The organism is Campylobacter subantarcticus LMG 24377 (assembly GCF_000816305.1).
GTDB lineage: Bacteria > Campylobacterota > Campylobacteria > Campylobacterales > Campylobacteraceae > Campylobacter_D > Campylobacter_D subantarcticus.
This window is the reverse complement of the sequence record NZ_CP007773.1, coordinates 1,738,134-1,760,674: the sequence shown is the minus strand read 5'-3', so window position 1 is coordinate 1,760,674 and position 22,541 is coordinate 1,738,134. Positions and strand designations below refer to the sequence as shown.

At 31.5% G+C, this 22,541-nt stretch carries 24 protein-coding genes, 1 tRNA gene and 1 pseudogene; 12 read left to right on the top strand and 14 right to left on the bottom strand.

The features are described from left to right. Positions 1 to 16: 16 nt before the first annotated feature. The gene (locus CSUB8523_RS09035; protein ID WP_043020274.1) at positions 17 to 1,000 is read right to left on the bottom strand and encodes an argininosuccinate synthase; all 984 of its coding nucleotides are present in this window, start codon (positions 998 to 1,000) and stop codon (positions 17 to 19) included. A 65-nt stretch (positions 1,001 to 1,065) separates the two neighbouring features. Beyond that, positions 1,066 to 2,853 carry a DNA primase gene (gene dnaG, locus CSUB8523_RS09030; protein ID WP_043020273.1) on the bottom strand — a complete coding sequence of 596 codons (1,788 nt, stop codon included), beginning with the start codon at positions 2,851 to 2,853 and terminating at the stop codon, positions 1,066 to 1,068. Between the two features lie 75 nt (positions 2,854 to 2,928). On the opposite strand from dnaG, the gene CSUB8523_RS09025 reads away from it, so the two are divergent. Genes CSUB8523_RS09025 through CSUB8523_RS09000 form a run of 6 tightly spaced genes read left to right on the top strand, consistent with a single transcriptional unit; the run spans position 2,929 to position 7,834 of the window. Next, positions 2,929 to 3,891, top strand: a complete 963-nt coding sequence (locus tag CSUB8523_RS09025; protein WP_043020272.1) for a tetratricopeptide repeat protein — start codon at positions 2,929 to 2,931, stop codon at positions 3,889 to 3,891. Then, positions 3,888 to 4,328 (top strand): ribonuclease HI, encoded by a 441-nt coding sequence (gene rnhA, locus CSUB8523_RS09020; protein ID WP_039664656.1) that lies wholly within the window; start codon positions 3,888 to 3,890, stop codon positions 4,326 to 4,328. The genes CSUB8523_RS09025 and rnhA overlap by 4 nt, the downstream gene beginning before the upstream one ends. Continuing rightward, complete coding sequence (rnc, locus tag CSUB8523_RS09015) at positions 4,321 to 4,989, top strand: ribonuclease III (protein WP_039664655.1); 669 nt, start codon at positions 4,321 to 4,323, stop codon at positions 4,987 to 4,989. The genes rnhA and rnc overlap by 8 nt, the downstream gene beginning before the upstream one ends. Continuing rightward, positions 4,986 to 6,074, top strand: coding sequence for a chorismate synthase (gene aroC / locus CSUB8523_RS09010; protein WP_043020271.1), 1,089 nt, complete (start codon positions 4,986 to 4,988; stop codon positions 6,072 to 6,074). The genes rnc and aroC overlap by 4 nt, the downstream gene beginning before the upstream one ends. Before the next feature lie 56 nt (positions 6,075 to 6,130). Further along, on the top strand, positions 6,131 to 7,174 hold the full coding sequence (locus tag CSUB8523_RS09005) for a Cj0069 family protein (protein ID WP_043020270.1): 1,044 nt from the start codon (positions 6,131 to 6,133) through the stop codon (positions 7,172 to 7,174). A gap of 33 nt (positions 7,175 to 7,207) precedes the next feature. Then, positions 7,208 to 7,834: a trimeric intracellular cation channel family protein gene (locus tag CSUB8523_RS09000; RefSeq protein ID WP_039664652.1), complete on the top strand. Its 627-nt coding sequence runs from the start codon at positions 7,208 to 7,210 to the stop codon at positions 7,832 to 7,834. A 216-nt stretch (positions 7,835 to 8,050) separates the two neighbouring features. Here the strand turns inward: CSUB8523_RS09000 and CSUB8523_RS08995 are convergent. From CSUB8523_RS08995 to folE, 12 genes and pseudogenes are all read right to left on the bottom strand, one after another. Continuing rightward, a tRNA-Glu gene (locus CSUB8523_RS08995) sits at positions 8,051 to 8,125 on the bottom strand. A gap of 57 nt (positions 8,126 to 8,182) precedes the next feature. Next, positions 8,183 to 8,326: a hypothetical protein gene (locus CSUB8523_RS10525; RefSeq protein ID WP_250634634.1), complete on the bottom strand. Its 144-nt coding sequence runs from the start codon at positions 8,324 to 8,326 to the stop codon at positions 8,183 to 8,185. A gap of 31 nt (positions 8,327 to 8,357) precedes the next feature. After that, the gene (locus CSUB8523_RS10520) at positions 8,358 to 8,594 is read right to left on the bottom strand and encodes a Na+/H+ antiporter NhaA (RefSeq protein ID WP_250634633.1); all 237 of its coding nucleotides are present in this window, start codon (positions 8,592 to 8,594) and stop codon (positions 8,358 to 8,360) included. Between the two features lie 207 nt (positions 8,595 to 8,801). Further along, positions 8,802 to 9,334, bottom strand: a pseudogene (locus tag CSUB8523_RS10500) (Na+/H+ antiporter NhaA). Beyond that, positions 9,331 to 10,491, bottom strand: a complete 1,161-nt coding sequence (gene nhaA, locus CSUB8523_RS08985) for a Na+/H+ antiporter NhaA (RefSeq protein WP_039664650.1) — start codon at positions 10,489 to 10,491, stop codon at positions 9,331 to 9,333. The pseudogene CSUB8523_RS10500 and the gene nhaA overlap by 4 nt, the downstream one beginning before the upstream one ends. Before the next feature lie 82 nt (positions 10,492 to 10,573). Then, the gene (locus CSUB8523_RS08980; protein ID WP_043020269.1) at positions 10,574 to 11,545 is read right to left on the bottom strand and encodes a Fe-S cluster assembly scaffold protein IscU; all 972 of its coding nucleotides are present in this window, start codon (positions 11,543 to 11,545) and stop codon (positions 10,574 to 10,576) included. 10 nt (positions 11,546 to 11,555) lie between these two features. Beyond that, positions 11,556 to 12,734, bottom strand: a complete 1,179-nt coding sequence (locus CSUB8523_RS08975; RefSeq protein WP_043020268.1) for a NifS family cysteine desulfurase — start codon at positions 12,732 to 12,734, stop codon at positions 11,556 to 11,558. Between the two features lie 125 nt (positions 12,735 to 12,859). Continuing rightward, positions 12,860 to 14,020 (bottom strand): hypothetical protein, encoded by a 1,161-nt coding sequence (locus tag CSUB8523_RS08970; RefSeq protein WP_235362561.1) that lies wholly within the window; start codon positions 14,018 to 14,020, stop codon positions 12,860 to 12,862. A gap of 62 nt (positions 14,021 to 14,082) precedes the next feature. Further along, positions 14,083 to 14,262 (bottom strand): putative motility protein, encoded by a 180-nt coding sequence (locus tag CSUB8523_RS08965; protein ID WP_039664646.1) that lies wholly within the window; start codon positions 14,260 to 14,262, stop codon positions 14,083 to 14,085. A gap of 53 nt (positions 14,263 to 14,315) precedes the next feature. Further along, the gene (locus tag CSUB8523_RS08960) at positions 14,316 to 14,804 is read right to left on the bottom strand and encodes a hypothetical protein (RefSeq protein WP_039664645.1); all 489 of its coding nucleotides are present in this window, start codon (positions 14,802 to 14,804) and stop codon (positions 14,316 to 14,318) included. Positions 14,805 to 14,858: 54 nt separating this feature from the next. Then, on the bottom strand, positions 14,859 to 16,169 hold the full coding sequence (fliI, locus tag CSUB8523_RS08955) for a flagellar protein export ATPase FliI (protein ID WP_043020267.1): 1,311 nt from the start codon (positions 16,167 to 16,169) through the stop codon (positions 14,859 to 14,861). Then, positions 16,169 to 16,741 carry a GTP cyclohydrolase I FolE gene (gene folE, locus CSUB8523_RS08950; RefSeq protein ID WP_039664643.1) on the bottom strand — a complete coding sequence of 191 codons (573 nt, stop codon included), beginning with the start codon at positions 16,739 to 16,741 and terminating at the stop codon, positions 16,169 to 16,171. Before folE ends, fliI begins: the two co-directional genes overlap by 1 nt. Positions 16,742 to 16,850: 109 nt before the next feature. On the opposite strand from folE, the gene tig reads away from it, so the two are divergent. From tig to CSUB8523_RS08920, 6 genes are read left to right on the top strand one after another with little or no spacing between them, the layout of a single operon-like run. Next, a complete protein-coding gene (gene tig, locus CSUB8523_RS08945; RefSeq protein ID WP_039664642.1) occupies positions 16,851 to 18,170 on the top strand; it encodes a trigger factor in 1,320 nt (439 codons plus the stop codon). Then, on the top strand, positions 18,170 to 18,760 hold the full coding sequence (gene clpP / locus CSUB8523_RS08940) for an ATP-dependent Clp endopeptidase proteolytic subunit ClpP (RefSeq protein WP_039664641.1): 591 nt from the start codon (positions 18,170 to 18,172) through the stop codon (positions 18,758 to 18,760). Before tig ends, clpP begins: the two co-directional genes overlap by 1 nt. Before the next feature lie 14 nt (positions 18,761 to 18,774). Beyond that, a complete protein-coding gene (locus CSUB8523_RS08935) occupies positions 18,775 to 19,815 on the top strand; it encodes a GGDEF domain-containing protein (protein ID WP_043020266.1) in 1,041 nt (346 codons plus the stop codon). Continuing rightward, positions 19,812 to 20,336: a peptide deformylase gene (def, locus tag CSUB8523_RS08930; protein WP_039664639.1), complete on the top strand. Its 525-nt coding sequence runs from the start codon at positions 19,812 to 19,814 to the stop codon at positions 20,334 to 20,336. Before CSUB8523_RS08935 ends, def begins: the two co-directional genes overlap by 4 nt. Next, positions 20,333 to 21,841, top strand: coding sequence for a YifB family Mg chelatase-like AAA ATPase (locus CSUB8523_RS08925; protein ID WP_043020265.1), 1,509 nt, complete (start codon positions 20,333 to 20,335; stop codon positions 21,839 to 21,841). The genes def and CSUB8523_RS08925 overlap by 4 nt, the downstream gene beginning before the upstream one ends. Before the next feature lie 8 nt (positions 21,842 to 21,849). Then, positions 21,850 to 22,539 (top strand): NYN domain-containing protein, encoded by a 690-nt coding sequence (locus CSUB8523_RS08920; RefSeq protein WP_039664637.1) that lies wholly within the window; start codon positions 21,850 to 21,852, stop codon positions 22,537 to 22,539. Positions 22,540 to 22,541 lie beyond the last annotated feature (2 nt).

The window sequence follows — 22,541 nt, the reverse complement described above, 5'->3', positions numbered from 1 at the left end:
CCCTTTGAAGGGTAGTTTAATTTATAAAATATGCTTGAATTTTATTTTTATCTTCAAAAGCCATACTTTGGAAAATTTTATCTTTAAAGCCTATTTTGTATTTTGTATTATTTTGAGTTTTAGCATAAGTTAGTGCTACACTTAGAGCAAGTTCAAGATCTTGTGAATGAATGTTTTCATCTACTAAAGAATAAGCACCGACTAAATCAAATAACTTTAATTCTTCATATTTTTCAGTTTTAAGCTCTTTTAAAAATTGATTTTCTAACTCATTTCTACCCACTATCATTTTAGAGCCATTTGGAAGTCTTAAGTGGCGTCCGTATTTTAAAAGTTGAGCATCATTAACTTGCATATTTTTATCAAATTGAATGAAATCTTTGATTTTATTTGAAAAACTCTCAAGCGTAAGCAAACAACCACCACCTGGACTTTCAAAATCTTCAAAACCAAATTTGGCAGCTAGTTCAAGTTGTTTTTTTCTACTTCTTCCACTTATGTTTTCTAACTTTTCTCTATCAACCCAACCCTCGCGCTCAGGTTTAGTTAAAGGTAAATTTTTAGCACACATTGGACGCAAGATCAAATCTTCTTCATCAAGTGCTAGTTTTTTAACCTTTGCCATAGCATCATTTCTTTGGCTCATTGGGCGTTGGCCAATCACTTCTCCTGTGATGATAAAACTTGCATTTTCATCTTTTAACATAGAAAGAGCAGTTTTAAACATAAAAGCATGACAATCTATACAAGGGTTAAAATGCTTTCCATATCCATATTGAGGGTTAAATAAAACTTCTTGTAGATACGCATTTCTCATATCTATCATCTCAAAACTAGCTCCTGCCATAGCAGCGCGTTTCGCCATGAGTTCGCTTTTATCACTTGTACCACCAAAGCCTATATTGATATTTAAAGCTTTTACTTCTATACCTTGAGAACTTATGAGTTTTATAGCAAGCATAGAATCAAGCCCACCACTAAAAAGTGCTAATGCTTTCATTTTTTCCTTTCTAAATTTTTGGCATATTGTAATGAATATTTTTTAATTTTTGCGCAAGTTTTTGTTTAAAAAACTTCTTCTTCAAAGTTATAATGAATTGCTTTTTTATCTTTGATATTTTTTTGTAGTCTATTTAAAAATAATTCCAAACTGTCCTCATCATCTAAAAAATGCACACATTTTAAAACTTCTATCAAATGGTTTAAAAAAACTTCATCATTTTGATAGCTTTTTTTGATTTTTTCTAAATTTTGATTGAGTAAATTGTAAATCTGTTTTTTAAAAGCTTGTTTTAAATTTAAACTTTTTAGTTTATTAAAATATGCAAGGTTGATCTTGCAAATAGCATATAAAAATTCTTCTAAATTGCTTAAGTTTTTAATATTTTCAAATTCATAAAGCTCTCTTATGTTAGGATCTTCAAAGTTTTTTTGCTCTAAAATAGCTTTAGTAATATCTTGATGTAAAAAATATTCTTTTGTACTTAAAAGTTTAAAAAGCCCTATGGTTCCATTATTTTCATATAAAAATTTTAAAAGCTCTAACTCGCTTATATTGTTGATTTTATTCTGTCTAGCTGGGGTTGATAGGGTAAAATTTTTTCTTGTATTTTTAGAAAGTTTAATATCTGTGATATTTACGCCCAAAAGATTTGCCACTAAAGTAGTATAAGAATTAGCTATTAAAGGCTCAAGATTAAAAGTGTATTTTTGTACTTCTTCTAAAGCTTTTTGCTTACTCAGTGCAGAGTTTAGATCAAACCCTGAAATCAAACTTCTTATGTAGAATTCTCCTAACTCCAAACCTTTTTCTAAGATATTAAAAAGTAGTTTTTCTTGATGGGTAGCGACTAGTTCAGCAGGATCCTTTCCGCCTTCTATTAAAACTACTTTTCCATCAATTTTTGCCAAACTTAGCAAATGCGCTGAACGTACCGCAGCATTTAGTCCTGCGTTGTCATTATCAAAACATAAAATCACTCTTGCTTCAAATCGTTTGATTAAAGGTATATGATGTTCTCCTAAAGCAGTTCCTAAAACCGCTACAGCATTTTTAAAACCTGCCTTGTGAAATGCTATGGCATCCATATAGCCTTCGCATATTATCATTTCTTTTTGTTTGTAAATCGCATCTTTTGCTAAATTAAGTGCGTAAAAAACACGTGATTTGTCAAAGAGTTTGCTTTGAGGTGAGTTGACGTATTTTGCCATATTAGCTTCATCTAGAGTTCTACCGCCAAAACCTATGAGTAAATTTTTATGATCATAAATGCTAAAAGTAATGCGGTTGATAAAGCTTGCATAAACCCCATTATCATTTTGTTTTATCGCGCCTACTTCTAAAGCTTCCTCTTGGGTAATTTGCTCATTTTGTAATAGTCTTAGTGTCTCATTAGAACTTGGCGCAAAACCTAGTTCAAAAGCTCTAATATCCTCATCATTCAAACCTCTTTTATAAAGATAAGCAAGGGCTTCTTTGTTTTTTGATAAATTTTGCTTATAAAAGGCATTAAGAGTGGGTAATATATGAATGATAGATTTTTTATTGTCTTGTTTTTGCGAGGTGTAAGTTAGTGAGAAATTACTCCAAGAGGCAACTTTTTCCACTGCTTCTACAAAGTTTAATTTTTCATAGTCCATTACAAATTTAAAAACATTACCTCCTGCTTTGCATGCAAAACAGTGATAAAATCCTTTCACAGAGTTGATGTGCATACTAGGATTTTTATCATCATGAAAAGGACAAACGCACACATAGCTAGAGCCTTGTTTTTTCACTTCAACATAATGAGCTATAATATCAACTATATCTGTTTTTTGTAAAAGTTGTTCTATACTTGCTTGTTCTATCATCTTTAAACCTTAAAGAAAATTATATAAGCATTTAGCTATAATTGTTATAAATTTGAAAGTTAAAGTTGTAAGATTATGGATTTTTTCTTTGTAGAATACCGCGATCCTTTATTTGGTCTTATTGTGCTAACTGTATTGATTTTTGTTGTTGCTAGTTCGCACTATATATGGAGTTTTTTTGCAAATAAAGATCAAAAAAGCAAGCTTGATCGTTTTGTTAAAAAATTTGAAATCAACTCTACCCATCAGCAAATTTTAAAAAACGCTAATCTAAGCATAGAAAATTTAAATTTTTTAGCACAAATTTTTACCAAAAGTGGCGAATTTGAAAAAGCGGTGGGAATTTATCTCATTGCTTTACAAAAATCAAGCGAAGCAAGTCAGAAAGAATTTATATTTTTTTCGTTAGCACAGGTTTATCTCAAGGCGGGATTTTTAGAGCGTAGCGTGGAAGCTTTGTTGAATGCCTTAAAAATTAAAGCACGCAATAAAGAAAGCTTGAAACTTTTAAAAATTGTATATTTTAAACTTAAAGATTACGATAAAGTTTTAGATGTATTGGAGTGTTTGTTTGAGCTAGGAGAAAATATATATGCAGAAAAAGCATTAGTTAAGGCTTTAAAAATTCAAGCAAGCTCTAAAAAGCAAGAACAAAAACTAAAAGAAATTTTAGCTTTGAGCAAGGATAATGAGTATATTTTAAGACTTTGCTTTTTGTATTATAAAGATAAACTTACTCAAATGCCTCAGTTTGAAAATGTCATTGATTTGCTTAATGAGTGCAAAAGTCCGCTTAATCTTGAAGATGAAAAATACCATGAGTTTTTTTATGCAAAAAATTTAAGCACCAAAGCTATTTCTATCAAAAATCATAAATTAAAAATTTTAAAAATTTTAAACGATAATAAGCTAAGTGTAAATCTTAGTTTTACTTATGTGTGCAATAATTGTAAAAATCAAAGTCCTTTGTTTTTTTACCATTGTCCATTTTGTTATGAATTTGGCACATGTGAGATTTATTATGAGGTAAAAGCTTGAAAAGTATTGAAATTTATACTGATGGTTCTTGTTTAAACAACCCTGGTTTTGGAGGGTGGGCTTATGTTTTAACTTATAAAAATCATCAAAAAGAACAAAGCGGGGCTTGTGAGAATACAACAAATAATCGTATGGAATTAATGGCTATTATCGAGGCTTTAAAGGCTTTGAAAGAACCTTGTGAGATTAAGCTTTATACTGATTCAAATTTAATGGTGCAAAGTATTAATGAATGGCTTGAAGGTTGGTTAAAAAAAGACTTTAAAGGTAAAAAAAATATTGATCTTTGGAAAGAGTATTTAAATGTAGCCAAAGATCATAAAATAACTGCTTTTTGGATCAAGGCGCACAATGGTCATGAGTTAAACGAACGTTGTGATGAATTAGCAAGAAATGCGGCTTTAAAACTCCAAGAAGAAAGGTCAATAAATGCTTAAAAAACTCCAAGAAAGATTAAATTATTATTTTGAAAATGAGCAATTGCTCATCGAAGCTTTGACGCATAAAAGTTACAAAAAGCCTTATAATAATGAAAGATTAGAGTTTTTAGGTGATGCTGTGATGGATTTAGTAGTAGGGGAGTTTTTGTTTTTTAAATTTCAAAAAGACTCAGAAGGAAACCTTTCTAAGCTTAGGGCAGCTTTGGTGAATGAAAAATCTTTTGCAACCTTAGCACAAAAACTTGATCTTGGAGCATGTATTTTTATGTCTATTGCAGAAGAAAATAATGATGGACGCAATAAACCTTCTATACTTTCTGATGCTTTTGAGGCATTGATGGGTGCTTTGTATTTAGAAATAGGTTTTGAGAAAACTAAAAATATAGCATTAAATTTGCTTAATGAAGTTTATCCACATATTGACACGCAAAGTTTATTTAAAGACTATAAGACGAAATTGCAAGAAATCACGCAGGCAAATATGGCGGGAACTCCTGAGTATGTAGTGGTGAAAGCTTTTGGGCCTGATCATAAAAAGCAATTTGAAATTGTAGTAAAAATTCAAGGCATAGAAGTAGCAAGATCTACAGCAGGTAGTAAAAAAGAAGCTCAACAACAATGTGCTAAAATCGCACTTGAGAAATTAGGAAAACTATGAATAGCTTTGGAAAAAGATTTAAATTTACAAGCTTTGGCGAATCTCATGGTCAAGCTATAGGTTGTGTAATAGATGGTATGCCAGCAGGAGTGAAGTTTGATTTTGATTTTTTGCAAGAAATGCTAGATAAAAGAAAACCAGGTCAAAATAAATTTAGTACTCCTAGAAAAGAAGAAGATAAGGCTCAAGTTTTAAGCGGGGTTTTTGAGGGTTATACAACAGGGGCTCCTATAAGTGTTTTGGTATATAATGAAAATACACGCTCAAAAGATTATGAAAAAGATGTATTTCGTCCCGCGCATGCTGATTTTACTTATTATCACAAATATGGCATTAGAGATTATAGAGGTGGTGGAAGAGCTAGTGCTAGAGAAGGTATAGCAAGAGTAGCAGCAGGAACTGTGGCACAAATGCTTTTAAAAGAATTTGATATAGAGATAATGAGCGGAGTTTTTGGAGTAGGAAACATTGATAGCAAACTTAACAATGATGAGTTTGATTTTGATTATGCTAAAAATAGTGAAGTTTATGCTTTAGATAAAAATTTAGAACAAAGTTTTAAGGATGAAATTTTAAAGGCTAAAAAGGCTAAAAATAGTATAGGTGCTAGAGTTTTTACTAGAGTAAAAAATCCTATTAAAGGTTTAGGTGAGCCTTTGTATGATAAGCTTGATTCTAAACTTGCTCATGCGATTATGGGAGTAAATGCTGTTAAAGCTATAGAAATAGGAAGTGGTATTCAAAGTAGCTATATGTATGGAAGTCAAAATAATGATGAGTTAAAAGATGGGGTGTTTTTAAGCAATCATAGTGGTGGGATATTAGGTGGAATTTCTAATGGAGATTTTGTTGATATAAAAACTTATTTTAAACCAACCCCTTCTATATTTTTACCCCAACAAACGCAAAATACTCAAGGAGAAAATATTATACACGAGCTAAAAGGCAGGCATGATCCTTGTGTGGGTATAAGAGGTAGTGTTGTAGTAAATGCTATGGTAGCTATATGCATGGCTGATGCTTTGCTTTTAAATGTAAGCTCAAATTTGCAAAATTTACAACGCGTTTATGGAAAAAATAAATAAAAATTTAATACTTATTTAGATATGATGATAAAATATCTTTAAAAAAAGGGAGAAATATGAAAAAAAATATTGTGTTTTTTGAAGTTAGAGGTGGTAGCGATAAAGGTGAAGATGGTCATAGAAAAGACACTATGCCTATGGTAAATGCTTTAAAAGAGCAAGGCTGGAATGCTGAGGTAATCTTTTTTGAAGTAGATAAAAAAGATGAAATTTATGAATATGTAAAAAACAATGCTGATGCTTATGTATCTAGAATCAACCCAGGAAATTTAAAAGAAGAAAATGAATATTTTGATATGCTAAGAAAACTTTGTACAAATGGTGTTATAGGTATGCCTCATCCTGATGCTATGATAGGATATGGTGCTAAAGATGCATTAACTAAGCTTAACAAAACTTCTTTAGTGCCTGAGGATACTTATGCGTATTATGATACAAAAACTTTTAAAGAAAGTTTTCCAAAAACTTTAGCAAAAGGCGAGAGAGTTTTAAAACAAAACCGTGGCTCAACAGGTGAGGGAATTTGGCGTGTGAGATTGATAGATGAGCTACCAGCAGGAGCTGTGAGTGTGCCATTAAATGCAAAAATCAAATGTACTGAAGCAAAAGATAATCACACAGAAGAAAGAGAACTTGGTGAGTTTATGGATTTTTGCGAGCAATACATCATTGGTGATAATGGAATGCTTGTAGATATGACTTTTTTGCCTCGTATTAAAGAAGGTGAGATTAGAATTTTAATGCTTTATCACACTCCAATTTATGTAGTACATAAAAAGCCAGCAGAAGGTGCTGATGCATTCTCTGCGACACTTTTTTCAGGTGCAAAATATAGATATGATGAGCCAAAAGATTGGCAAAAATTGGTTGATTGGTTTTTAGCTACTTTGCCAGAAATTCGTTCAAAACTTGGAAATTATGATATACCTTTGATTTGGACTGCTGATTTTATCTTAGATACAGATGAAAATGGTAAAGATAAATATGTTTTAGGTGAGATTAATTGCTCTTGTGTAGGATTTACTTCTCCTGCTGAATTTGTTGAGCCTATTGCTAAAAAAGTAGCTCAAAACATCATTAATATTGTAAGTAAAAACTAACCCTTGTTCAAACAAGGGTTTTTTAAACTCATTATGCTTTTAACTATACTTTATATTATCGGAATTACTGTTGATGCTATGACAGGAGCCATTGCTGCAGGACGGCATAAAATGGATCTTTTCGGAGTAATATTTATAGCTTTAGTAACCGCAATTGGTGGAGGTTCAATTAGAGATATTTTACTTGATCATCATCCACTAACCTGGATTAAAACTCCTGAATATGTGATTTTAATTTGCGTTACAGCTATGATTACAACAAAAATTGCTAAATATGTCATAAAACTTGAAAAACTTTTTTTGATTTTAGATGCCATAGGTTTGGTTGTTTTTAGCGTTTTAGGCGCGCAAATTGCAATAGAAATGGGGTATAGTTTTATAGTGGCTGTGAGCTCAGCTGTGATTACGGGTGTATTTGGTGGGATATTAAGAGATATATTATGTGCTAGGATACCACTTGTATTTCAAAAAGAAATTTATGCCGGTGTGGCTATATTAACAGGGGCTTTGTATTATATATTGTATATTTTTGGCGTAGATGAGTTGTGGGTCATTCTTGCTTCATTGATTGTAGGAACCATAGCAAGACTTTTAGCGATATATTATGGTTTAAGTTTGCCTATATTTTCTTTTAAAGATGGGGAAAATAAAGAAGGTTAAAATTCTATCTTATAAACTTTTAAAGGATAAATTTCATTACCCGTAATATCTTCAATAAAATTCATCATATTTTTCATAAAATCTTATAAGCTCTGCTAGCAGGTAAAATTTATTTATATTTTTACTTTTAGAATATTTATTTGATGTATTGATTATAAATCAAGTTTAGTTAAGGAAATTGCCATTTGTAGTTTTTATATTTATAAATTAAAAGAGTGGTGACCCATACGAGACTCGAACTCGTGTTACCGCCGTGAAAGGGCGATGTCCTAACCGCTAGACGAATGGGCCTTTCAAAATTAATATAGGAAGTCAAATTATATCTTATTTTTTTTAAAAAAAACTTAATCAACGAACAAATCGTAGGTAAAAATACCCAAAAATATCCGAAGCTAAGGAAGCTGGCAAAATAGCAAAGTTATCTACAAAATTAAATATACCACTGACTTCATAAGTAAGTGCATCGATAAAAAAGTTCACAGTAAAACCTATACCAATGAGTATGCAAACGCTATAGAGTTGTTTAAAATTGGTATCTTTGGGTAAATTTTACAAGTTTAAATTTAATGGCCATATAGGCAAAATCAAACACACCTAGTTGTTTCCCGATAAACAAGCCTAGGAAAATACCTACACTTAAGCTGCTAAATAGCATATGTGTTTCAATTTTTGAAAGATCTACCCCTGTATTTGCAAAAGCAAAGAGCGGTAGTATTACAAAAGCAATCCAAAATTTTAAACCATGTTCGATTTCTAGCAATGCATGATTATTTTTTTGTAAAAACCGAGATAAATAAAGCAGTGATAATACCTGTTAAGGTTGCATGCACGCCACTTTTTAAAACACTAAACACAGTAAAGTACCAAGTATGTAGTAGAAAGATTTTCTTTCATTATCTAAGTGATTAAGTAAAAATAATCCTATGATACAACAAAATACAACAAAAAAGCTAGAGTTGAAAGTTCGTTAGTATAAAAAAATAGCTATAATTAAAATAGCCCCCACATCATCAAAAATAGCCAAAGATACTAGAAAAACTTTGAGTGAATTCGGTGTGTGTTGTTTTAGCATGGCAAGAATTACTAGAGCAAATGCAGTATCGGTCGTAGTGGGCATAGCCCAGCCTTTTAAAACATATGCATCGTTAAAATTTACAGCACAAAAAATTAACGCAGGTGCGACTATGTCACCTATAGCAGCCATTAAAGGCAAGGTAATATTGCTAAGAGTTTTAAATTCTCCTTGGACAAATTCTTTCTTTAACTCAAGTCCAATTGCAAAGAAAAAAATCACAATCAAGCCATCATTAATCCATAAAAGCGAAGGTTTAAAAAGCTCCCAAGCTCCAATTTCAATCCCATTTCTACACTTAAAAAATGCATATAATGCTCCCCATAAGGGTTATTTTTAAGTAAAAGCGCGAGGATGGTTGCGACTAAAAGCAACAATCCTCCTAAAATTTCAAGCGATAAAAAGTTTTGGAAGCTTTTAAGTTTCATTTTTTAAGGCTATATATGAGCTTGAGATAAACATATCCAACTGCAGCACTTAGTAGTGACGCAACTAAAATGGCTAACTTGTCAGAATATGCAAAAATATCACTATTTTGATAAGCTAAGCCATCGATAAAAAAGCTCATGGTAAAACCTATACCAGTGAGAATACAAACGCCATAGAGTTGTTTAAAGTTAACATTTTGTGGCAATTTTGCCAAACCTAACTTGATACTAATATAGGAAAATAAAAACACACCAATTTGCTTTCCTAAGAATAAACCTAGAATAATCCCTAGGCTTACTGATGAAAACATAAAGCTTGGATCCATGTCTTTTAAATCCACCCCTGCATTTGCAAAAGCAAAAATAGGCAAGATAAAATAACTCACCCAAGGAGCTAGATCGTGTTCGATTTCTTTTAGAAAAGATTTTCCGCTTTTGGTTTCAAATGGTATAAATAAAGCAGTGATTACTCCTGCTAAGGTTGCATGCACTCCGCTTTTTAGCATACTAATCCAAAAAATAATAGCAATGATAATATAAAAAGATTTTTTAGTGATATGAAAATGGTTGAGCAAGTAAAGCGCCAAAATACAAACCAAAGCAGCAATCATCGCAAATACTGAAAGTTCACTTGTGTAAAACAATGCAATCACAATAATCGCACCTAAGTCATCAAAAATTGCCAAAGAAAGTAAAAATAGTTTTAAAGAGGTGGGTACTTGCTTGCCCAAAAGCATTAAAATTCCCACAGCAAAAGCAACATCAGTTGCAGTGGGTATAGCCCAGCCTTGTAGTGCAAAAGGATCTTTATAGTTAAAAAATGCAAAAATCAATGCAGGGACAATCATACCACCAAGTGCTGCAAATACAGGCAAGGACATAGCTTTAACACTATTGAGTTGACCTTTGGTTACTTCGTATTTTAACTCAAGTCCAATTGCAAAGAAAAATATTGCAATCAAGCCATCATTAATCCATAAAAGCAAAGGTTTGAAAATTTCTAAACTTCCTGCTTGAAAACCAAAAGGTATATTTAAAAAGTTAGTGTATTGATCTGTTAAAGAACTGTTTTGTAAAATGAGTGCAAGTACGGTAAAGAATATCAGCAAAACACCTGGAAAAGTTTCGCTTTGAACAAAGGTTTGAAGTCTTTGCATAAATAGCCTTTTTAAAAATTAATAAAATAATATTTTAACATAAAAAGGCTTTAAATCAAAAAGTTTAAGCAGAAAAAACTGCTTAAACTGGTATAACGCGTATATTTGGACTTAGTTCTTCTTGCAAGATGTTTTCTATAGCGTATAAAGTTGCACCACTTCCACTTGAACAGCCACTGCAAGCACCAAGGTAGCGTATGTAAATATCTATATTTTTACTGTCACTTTTTTGGATATCGATTACTTCTAAATCTCCGCCATCTCCATGTAGCATTGGGCGTACATCGCTATCTAGCACCGCTTCTACGGCTTTTAGTTGTTTTACCATGGTCATGTCATCAAAAGCCATATCGGTTTTACTTTGATCTTTTAGTTTTGCTCTTTCCATTTCAGCTCTAGTTTCAGCCAAAATATCAACAAGATAATAATCTTTTTCCTCGTGCCCACCTGCTTTTACACATGATTTACAAAAAGCACCTGCTTTGGTAAATTGAGTGATTTCTTCCACAGTGTGTAGATCATTTAGTCTAATTACTTCTTTGATTGTTCCAAGGCTAACTCTAGCGCACTCACAAACAATGATTTGATCTTCAAAATCTTCAGGGTTTACCCCTTTATAGCGTGCTGCTGCTTGTTTGATAACATCATAAGCCATAACAGAACAATGCATTTTTTGAGGTGGAACTGCAGGAGTTTCTGGGTTATCTCTCATTGCAAATTCAACATCTAAATTGGTAATTTTTACAGCTTCATCTACAGTTTTACCTATACAAAGATCAACCATAGTATCACTACTTGCTATTGCTGTTCCACAGCCAAAACTTTTAAATTTAGCATCGATGATTTTATCGGTTTTTTCATCTACTAACCAGTATAATCTAACCGCATCACCACAGCTTTCTGCACCAAAGTCTGCAACAATAAGTTTTGCATTTGCTTTTTCTGCATCTTCTTGTGTGAACTCTCCCATGTGTTGAGGGTTGTTCATTCTATCTTGTACTTTTTGAGAGTATTCATCCCAAATTGATCCGCCAATTAAATTATTTTTTGCCATTTTTTATCCTTTAATTATTTTCAGGCTTATATGCATAAGTACTTGAAATTGCTCTAAGTCTTTGCGTTGCTTTTTTTATTTGCTCTGCTGCATAATCAATTTCATCTTCTGTGTTAAATCTTGACAAAGAAAGTCTTAAAGCGGTGTGCGCTAAATCATTTTCAGCACCAATTGCTTCCATGATAGGGTTGCTTTCTAGCGCTTCACTCGCACAGGCTGAACCAGTACTTGCCGCTATATCATTTTTATTTAAATCCCAAAGCATAGCTTCACCTTCTACACCTTTGATACTTGCTAAGATGGTATTAGGAACTCTTCTTGATCGATCTCCTATCACACTTGTATCAGGCATAGCTAAGATAAGATCTTCTAATTTATCTCTTAATTTTCTAATATGTGAGTTTTCAAAATCAAGCATAGTGTTTGCAATTCTTAAAGCTTCTGCCATAGCTATAATATATGGCACATTCAAAGTGCCACTTCTTCTACCACCCATATGCTCACCACCATGCAATAGCGGGGTTAGTTCTATATCTTTTCTAATGTAAAGTCCACCTACACCTTTTGGTCCATGGAATTTGTGTGCTGAAAAAGAAGCAAAGTCAACTCCAGATTTTGCGAAATTGACTTTAATTTTCCCAACAGCTTGGGTTGCATCAGTGTGAAATAACGCCCCATGTTCATGTGCTATTTGAGCCATTTCTTCTATAGGGAAGATCATTCCAGTTTCATTATTAGCCCACATAATGCTAACTAATGCAGTTTTATCAGAAATAGCCTCTTTTAGATCTTTTGCACTAGAAACACCTTCATGATCTACTCCTAGTTCTATAACTTTTACTCCTAAAGATTTTAAAAACATAGCACTAGCTGCTACTGCAGGGTGTTCTACGCTAGAAATAATCACTTCATTTCTGTCGCTATTTAAAATTCTATCAAAATACACACCTTTTAATACCCAGTTGATACTTTCAGTAGCACAGGAAGTGATAATGATATCATCTAAATCACTTGCACCAAGTCCCGCATAAAGCTTGTCCATAGCTTCTTTAAGCGCAGGGTGGGTTGCGCTACCCCATTGATGTAAGCTATTTGGATTGCCATAATGCTCGCTTAAAAAAGGCTTCATAAGTTCATAAGCTTCTGGTGCAAGTTGCGTTGTTGCGTTGTTGTCTAAATATACTTTCAAATCAGTCTCCTTTAATTAGGATAATTTTTATCTTTTTTGTTAATATACACTAAAATATTAAATTTAACATTAAATCGTTTGTGTTTTTAACTTGTGCAAAAATTTTGTTATTATTTTAGCACAAGTTAAGCCATTGCATTCAAGTAAGAGTGTAAAATTTTGTTAATACTAGCTTGTCTTTTGCGATTTTCTAAAAATTGTGTGTCTAAATTTTCTTTTTGGGTATTGATTTTTTCAAGATCAATATGAGAGTCATTTTGGTTAAATTCTTCTTTTAAAGCCTCTAATTCTTTGCTAGTTTGTTCACTATAAAGACTATAAATAGAGCTTGAATTGGCAAATTCTTGCATATTGATGCTGTGTTGGTAGTTGATGTATTGTTGGAAGAAAACTGAAAGTTTATCTTCTGAAGTGTTGTTTTTATTCACCCCGTTAATGTGTAAGTATAAATCAAAACTCATTTTTTCCTTGTTGCTTTCATTTAGAAAATCCTGCACACTTAATTCACCTCTCATGAGCTTTTGAAATTTGACATTTGAAGACATATCTAATTCAATGGGCGATAAAAAGAAATTAGCCTTTTGATGGTTTTGTTCTTTTAAATCATGATAAATATAATTAAGCAGTAAACCACTTTTTGAAACTTGCCCTTGTTTGTTTAAATAAGGCTTGATGATAGGGTTGCTAGCTGTGTTTTCGATACTCGCATTAAATGCAAAATCACCTATTTTGTTATCTAGCATAAGGGTGTTGAGATTTTTATTAGCTTCTTTTGCACCTTGTAAACTTTTTGCGCTTTCATAAACTTTTAAAATTTTTCCTTCATAAGTATAGCTATAGCCTTGGTGTAAATCTAAAATCTGACTTTTGTTTAAAAAATCATTGTTGTTATTTTGAAATTCAGTGTTGATGGTTTTAAGTGTATTATGATATGTGTTTAAAAGCCTTGGTAGATCTATTTTGTTGTAGTTTAGGTTTTCATCTAGCTTGATAAGTTGCTTTGAAATTTCTCTTATGCTTTTTATATTAATATCATAATCAAGTGGTATTGCTGCTGTTTTGTTAAGATCTTTTTCAAAAAAACCTTGCTCATCGATTCTAAATCCAAACTCACTTGCATAAGTAGTTTTATAATCTAAATTAGGACTTTTGATCTCATGAAGATCGTTTTTGACATTAGTGTTTTCTTTTTTTTGTTCAATGTGTTCAGTTTTTGCAAATGGATAATTTGCAAAATTCTGATACGGGTTGACATTAGAATTTACAAACATAACTCTTCTCTTCAAAAATATTGCTTAGCTTTAAAAAAGCAAAAGCTATGCCAAAATTTTTGAATCGAAGAGAAAAATTAAGCGTAAATGTCAAGCAATCCTGAACTAGCAGTAGGAGTAGTAGTTGGAGCAGGGTTTGCATTTACGCCTTCTAATACTTGCATTACCGCATTTTCATTAACCTCTATGGTTTTTTTCATCATAGTGGTTGCAATGTTAAGCATTAAACCTGCTTGAGAATTGGTAACTTCGCCCATAACATACTCCTTTTGTTTGGATTAGTACTATTATCGGCAAAGTTTGATTAATATTAAGCTATATTATAAATTTTTGATAAGTAGTGATTGTGGGTGTTTTCTTTTGTTTCAAGCATATCAATGTAGCTTTTAAATTCATTCATGTCTTTAAAAAGATTTTTCATTGTGGTGCTGATTTCATTAGAAAAAATTTGAAGATTGTTTTGTATTTTTAAATATCTTTCAATCTGATAAATTCTAGCAATTTCTCTCTCATATTCTTCTTGAGTCATTCTCTTTGCGCTGAATTCTTCATTTAAGCTTTTTTTATTGTTGATAACAAAAGATTTTTTTTGATTATTGATTTTAAATTCGACGATAAATTCTTCTTTTGAATTGATGATTTTTAAGTATTTTAGCTTAGCTTTATCTTCTAATAAAATAAAACTGATAAATTCTAAATACATATGTGTAAAGATTTCTCTTTCAAAAATATTTTGACAAATATCAGTATATTTTAAACCTAAATTTTGTTGATGATCTAAAAATGCTAAATTTGACATGATCCATCCTTTTTTCATGACTTTTTGTCGAAATAAAAGCAAAAATCATTCCAATTATTGCATATCGATCATCTTAAGCATATTAATCGTATCATCAAATTCAAAGCTTTCTTCGGGGTTTTGACTTAAAAATTGTTGCATAAAGTCTTTTTTGGTGATAGCTTGATCTAGTTCTTTATCACTTCCTTTTTGATACGCGCCAATACGCAGTAATACTTCATTTTCTTTTAGTAAAGAATTTAAACGTTTGAATTTTCTAGCAGCTAGCTTGTGTTCGTTGCTGATAATATCTCCCATTACCCTTGAGGCTGAATTTTGTATATTTATGGGTGGATAAATTCCAAAATCAGTAAGTTCACGACTAAGTACTATGTGTCCATCTAAGATAGATCTACTTTGGTCAGCGATTGGATCGCTCATATCATCACCATCTACAAGCACTGTAAAAAAAGCTGTTATAGTTCCTTTACCTTCTTCCTTACCTGCTCGTTCCATTAGTTGAGGCAAAAGACTTAAAACACTAGGTGGATACCCTTTTGTAGTTGGAGGTTCACCTAAAGCAAGTCCTATTTCTCTTTGAGCCATAGCAAAGCGCGTTACGCTATCCATTATAAAAAGCACATCTTTACCTTGTTCTTTAAAATACTCAGCCACACTCATAGCGCAAAATGCTCCGTATTTTCTCATTAGCGCGCTATCATCACTTGTTGCAACGATGATGACAGTATCATCAAGTTTACCACCAAGATTTTTTTGTATAAATTCAGGAATTTCCCTACCACGCTCTCCTATTAAAGCTATGATTTTAATAGGAGCTTTGGAATTTTTTACTATCATGCCCATTAAGGTTGATTTACCAACTCCACTTCCTGCAAAAATCCCAAGCTTTTGTCCTACCCCACAAGTTAAAAGTGCATCTATTGTTTTAACACCTACTGGAAAAACTTCCTCTATCAAACCTCGCTTCATCGCATCAATAGGCGCACGCATAATAGGCATAAATTTGCTTGCCTCAATAGGTCCTTTGCCGTCTTTTGGTCGCATAAAAGGATCTACCACTCTTCCTAAAAGTCCATCACTTACGCCTATTTGCATACCCGCATCATTAATGAACGCACGATCACCTATTTTAAATCCTTCCACAAAACTAAAAGGACTTAAATAGCTTAAATTTTCATCTACTTCTACTACCATGGCCATTGCTTCTTTACTTTCATCCTCGCTAGAAACAATCTTAATAATATCGCCTATACTAGTTTTTAAGCCATTTATTTCTATGCTAGTGCTTGAAATTTTGGTGATTTGCCCAAACACACTAGCTAGGCTTTGTGATGTGATTTTGCTGCGAAGTTTTTCTAAACCCATTAAAATCTAACCTGTTTTGCTGAGTTGATGAGGGTGAAAAATTCTTTTCGAGTTTTTTCACTTTTTAAAAAACTACCTCTTAAGGCTGAAGTACTAGTGGTTGAATTTGCTTTTTGTACCCCGCGCATTTCAACACACATATGTCTTGCCTCAATAACCACCCCAACGCCTTTGGCGCCTACATGCTCCATTAGTGCTTCTGCGATTTGCTCTGTGAGTTGTTCTTGAATTTGCAAGCGTCTTGCAAAAACTTCTACAAGACGTGGAATTTTACTAAGTCCTATGACTTTTTTATTTGGTATATACGCAACATGTACGCGCCCAAAAAACGGTAAAAGATGATGTTCGCAAAGACTATAAAATTCAATATCTCTTACTAAAACCATTTCGTTATTTGAGCTTTCAAATAAAGCATCATTTAGTATTTGTTTTGGATCTTGTTTATAACCACTACTGAAAAATTCAAAAGCTTTAAAAACCCTAGTAGGAGTTTTTAAAAGTCCTTCTCTTTGAGGATTTTCTCCGATAATTTCTAACATATTTTTTACTGATTGTTCAAACTTTTCTTGCATTTTTTCTCCATCAAAAATTAAAATTTTAACATATTTTTATTTTTATATAAAGCGATAAGGAAAATTTTGGTATATTATCGAAAAATTTTATTAAAAAAGGGAAAATATTATGGAAGTTACAGCAAAACTAATTGATTTTGCAAATGCAAATGCTACTGTGAAAATTGCTCAAGGAGCTATTAAAGCAGAAGTGGAAAAATTAGCTAAAAAAGCATCTAAAACTATGAAAATGGATGGCTTTAGAGCGGGAAAAGTTCCTGTGGCTGCTATACTTAAAAGATATGAAAAAGAGCTTACAAGAGATGCGGAGCAAGATCTTTTAAGAAATGCTGTAGATAATGTATTAAAAGAGATCAAAAAAGAAGCAAAAGATTTAGTAGGCGAGCCGTATTTTGAAAAATTTGATAGAAAAGATGGTGATATTGAAGCTCAAATGGTATTATCTTTTAGACCGGAAGTAAAATTAGATGGTTATGAGGCTTTAGTTCCAACTTATAATACACCAAAAGTAACTCAAAAAGAAATTGATGCAAAAAAAGAAGAATTGTTAAAAAGATTTGCTACTCCTGAAGCAATCAAAGAGGTAAGAGCATTAAAAGAAGGTGATTTTGCTAAATTTGACTTTGAAGGCTTTGTGGATGGTAAAGCTTTTGATGGCGGGAAAGCGCAAAATTATGTTTTAGAAATTGGCTCAAAACAATTTATACCAGGATTTGAAGAAGGTATGGTTGGTTTAAAAGCAGGTGAAGAAAAAGATATTAACGTGACTTTTCCAAAAGAATATGGTGCAGCACATTTAGCAGGAAAAGATGCGGTATTTAAAGTAAAAATTCATGAAATTCAAGAACTTAAAATGCCTGAATTAAACGAAGAACTTTTGAAAAACCTAATTCCTGATGAAAAAGAACCAAGTGTTGAAAAATTAGATGCTAAAATCAAAGAGCAGTTAAAAAATGAAAAAATCTTTAAACTTATTAATGATGAATTAAAAAATCAATTTGCAGAAGCTTTGGTAGCTAAGTTTGATTTTGTTTTACCAAGAAATATAGTAGAACAAGAAACAGATATGCAATTTAGAAATTCTTTAAGAAATCTTAGCGAGGAAGAATTAAAAGAATTTAAAGATGAAACTAAATATAAAGAAAAAAGAAAAAGTTTTAAAGAAGATGCACAAAAAAGTGTAAAATTAACTTTCATTATAGATGAGCTAGCAAAACTTAGAAATGTTACGGTAAGCGATCAAGAATTAATCCAAGCGATTTATTTTGAAGCTTATAGATATGGCTTTAAGCCGCAAGAACATTTGGATAATTACAAAAAACAAGGTGCATTACCTGCTATTAAAATGTCTTTAATCGAAGAAAAACTTTTTGCTGATATTTTTAAAAAAAATGATAAAAATAAAACTGAAAAAGAAAGTGAAAAATAATGAGTTTATATATACCCTATGTAGTTGAAAAAACAAGCAGAGGCGAAAGAAGTTATGATATATACTCAAGGCTTTTAAAAGATAGAATTATAATGCTAAGTGGCGAGATCAATGATGATCTTGCTGCTTCTATCGTAGCTCAGCTTTTGTTTTTAGAGGCTGAAGATCCTCAAAAAGATATTTATCTTTATATTAACTCACCAGGTGGGGTTGTAACTAGTGGATTTAGTATTCATGATACAATGAATTATATTAAAGCTGATGTAAGTACTATTTGTATTGGTCAAGCTGCTTCAATGGGTGCATTTTTACTAAGTTGTGGTACTCCAGGAAAAAGATTTGCTTTACCAAATTCAAGAATCATGATTCACCAGCCACTAGGTGGAGCAAGGGGGCAAGCAGCTGATATAGAAATTCAAGCAAAAGAAATTCTAAGATTAAAAGCGATTTTAAATGATATCTTGGCTAAAAACACTAAACAAAAACTCTCTAAAATAGAAAAAGACACTGATAGAGACTTCTTTATGAGTGCAGCTGAAGCTAAGGAATATGGCTTAATCGATAAGGTTTTGGAAAAAAGTTTTAAATAAGGAAAAACATAGTAATGTTAGATGATGATTTATTTGCTGATTTAAATTTAAGTAGTGATCCAACTCCGGTCAAAGAAGCTCCAAAAATTCAAAAAATTAGTGGTGGGGAATTTGAAAAATTTGCAAAGTCTATACTAACTGAGCTTGTAAAAGATAATGTACCTCCAACACCAACTAATTATGGAGTTTATTTTCAAAAAATGCTTGAAGATCGTCCGGTTGCTTTTAAGAAGAAAGTTAGTGAGATTATGGAATTTGAGCAAAATGATGATGGTATCAAACGTGCAAATATAGAACAAGAAATCAAAAAAAGTTTTAGCTCTACTTCGGCATTATTACAATACATTGCTATGATTTATAGACATCTTGAAACAGTTAAAGATATGCTAAGAAGACGTAATTCAGAACTTGCAATTAGTACAGGTAATTTAGCAGTTTCCAATGTAATTCATGCGCTTGAAGCAGATCTTTCAAGGTTTTCCAATATTTTAGATAAATATTCAGATGAGATTAAAGAAAATTTTGATGAAGTAAGACAAACTTATAAACACATAGAAGAACAAAGTGATTTTGACTCTAAATTTGGGGTTTATAACAAAAAATATTTTTTAGAAAATTTAGAAAAAAGCATTGAAAGTAGTGCAAAATATAATTATCATACTTCTTTGATATTTTTTAGAGTAAAAGAAGGAATTTTAGAGCAAACTTATACACAGAAAGAAAAAAATGCTTTTTTGAAAAGTATTTGTAGAATTTTTAGTAAAAATGTATCATCAAGTGATATTGTTGCTCATTGTGGTAATAATATTTTTGTTATGATGATCTCACACACTAATTTAGAAAAAGCACAAGAAATATGTAATAAAATTTTAGAGTCTTTGGAAAATTCAAATTTTTTCTTAGCAGATAAAGAAATAGATGTAGATGTTGAAGTGGCTGTTAGTGCGGTTAATCAAGACAGTAAAAGTGAAAAATTGATAGAAAAATGCACCCAAGCTTTAAAAAATTCGGGTAAAAATTTAGAACCTTTTGTGGTAGTGGAAAAAGAAAAATGATAAGAAAAATAATCACCTATCCTAATCCGAGATTGTTTTTGCAATCTCAAAAAATAGAAAAATTTGACAATGAGTTACATGCGCTGTTAGATGATATGTATGAAACTATGATAACAAATAAAGGAGTTGGTTTGGCTGCCATTCAGGTAGATGTGCCAGTTAGAGCTTTGCTTGTAGATATTGGAGATGAAGAAGGTGAACAAAAAGAAGACAAGCAGACTCTTTTGGAAATTATTAATCCTACCATAACACCTTTGGACGATGAAAAAATTGCTTGCAATGAGGGTTGTTTAAGTATACCAGGTTTTTATGAAGATGTAATGCGTTATAAAAATATACAACTTGATTATCAAGATAGGTTTGGTAAAGCACAAAGCTTAGAGGCGCATGAATTTTTAGCAGTAGCTATTCAGCATGAAGTTGATCATCTTGATGGGCATTTATTTATAGAAAAACTTTCTTTTTTAAAACGCCAAAAATTTGATAAAGATTTTAAAAAAAAATCCAAAAAAAATAAATGAAAAAATTAAGATGTGCGAGTTTTTCTACAGAGCTTGATATTATCGACGTAGAATCAACTTTCACAAGAGGTTTACCAAGCTTTAGTATAGTAGGTCTTGCAAATTCTACCATCAAAGAAAGCACAGAAAGAGTTAAGGCGACTTTATTAAGTCAAAATTTCAATTTTCCAGCACAAAAAATCACTATCAATCTTAGTCCTTCAGATATACCTAAAAATGGCTCTCATTTTGATTTGGCTATTGCGATTTTGATTTTATTTCAAAAAGAAAATTTAGATGATTTTTTTGTTTTTGGAGAACTTGGATTAGATGGAAGTATTAAAAGTACTGCTAGTTTATTCTCTATCTTACTTTTTTTAAGTGCAAAAGTACAAAATGCCAAAGTAGTAGTACCAAAAGCCATAGCACAAAAAGCTTCGATGATACCTAATCTAACAATTTATTCTTTAGAAAATTTAACACAAGCAATAGATTTTTTTAAAGCAAAAAATTACGAAAATTATCATATAAACAGTGCTCATCCTTTATTTGAAAATGCCATAGAAATTAATAATCAAAAATATATAAAAAATTCTATTTACCCTTATGATTTTAAAGAAGTTAAGGGTCAAGAAAATGCTAAATTTGCTTGTATAATAGCAGCTTTGGGTATGCATAATATTTTATTTGAAGGTAGTCCAGGTAGTGGTAAAAGTATGTGTGCTAAAAGACTTCCTTTTATCATGCCGCCACAAAGTTTGAAAGAAATTTTAGCCCAAAATGCCTATAAGTCATTAAATTCTTTAGATGATGATTTTAGTGCTAGTAGGGTTTTTAGAAGTCCTCATCATACAAGTACTAGAGCTAGTATTTTTGGCGGAGGAACCAAAAATGCCAAGATAGGAGAAATAGCACTTGCAAATGGAGGAGTTTTGTTTTTTGATGAGTTTCCTCATTTTTCAAAACAAATCATAGAAAGCTTAAGAGAGCCATTAGAGGATTTTAAAATTCTTATTTCAAGAGTTAATGCCAAAGTGATTTATGAGACTAAATTTTTATTTGCTTGCGCGCAAAATCCCTGTCCTTGCGGAAATTTGTTTTCTAAAAGTCTTGCATGTTGTTGTCAAGAGATAGAAATTAAAAAATATAAAAATAAAATTTCATCTCCTATTTTAGACAGGATTGATCTTTATGTGGCTATGGATGAGATTTCACATGAAGACAAAACAAGCTTAAGCTCTGAGCAAATGAGTAAAATGGTTTTTAAAGGATTTTTATTTCAAAAGCAAAGAAAACAAGAAGAATTTAATGCTAAATTAAATGATGAGCAGATGAAACAATTTTGTATTTTAGATTCTTCTGCGAATGAAATTTTACAAAAGGCTATAAGCTCATACAACCTTTCTCAAAGAGGGATCAATAAAACCATAAAAGTAGCAAGGACCATTGCAGACTTAGAGCAAAGTGAGTTGATTTTGAAAACTCATATTTTAAAAGCACTAAGTTTTAGAATGAGAACTACATAGGAGAAAAAATGGACAATAAAAGTGTAGCAATATTTATTGATGCAGAAAATATTCCATCAAAATATGCAAAATCGATTTTTGATATCGCTTCTGATTATGGGGAAATTATCATCAAGCGTATTTATGGAGATTGGACGCAAAAAAATATACAAAATTGGAAAGAGCAAATTGGTCAGTATTCTATTATAGCTATGCAACAATTTAATTTTACTGCTAATAAAAACTCAAGTGATATGTATTTAATCACTGAAATTATGAGTATTTTTTATGAAAAAGATATTGATATTTTTGTAATTGTTTCTAGTGATAGTGATTATACTAGTTTAATTCAAAGACTTAAAGAAAGCAAAAAGCAAGTTATAGGTATGGGATTAAAACAAGCTGTAAAATCTTATGTTAATTCCTTTAGTGAATTTTTTTATTTAGATCAAAATGAATCTAAAGAAAAAGTATTAAGTACCAAAGAGTATATTAAAGATTTGATCAATATCACAGAAGCCTTGATAGAAGAAAAGGGTCGTGCAGAATATGCTCAAATTCGCACCAATATGAGCAGAAAACATGCGAATTTTATCCCGCAAAATTTTGGTTTTAAAAATTTTAGAGCCTTAGTAAAAGAATTCTTACCACAAATGAAACAATTTAAAGAAGGCAATGAAAAAAACATTTATTTTCTGATTGAAAAAACAAAAGGGTAAAA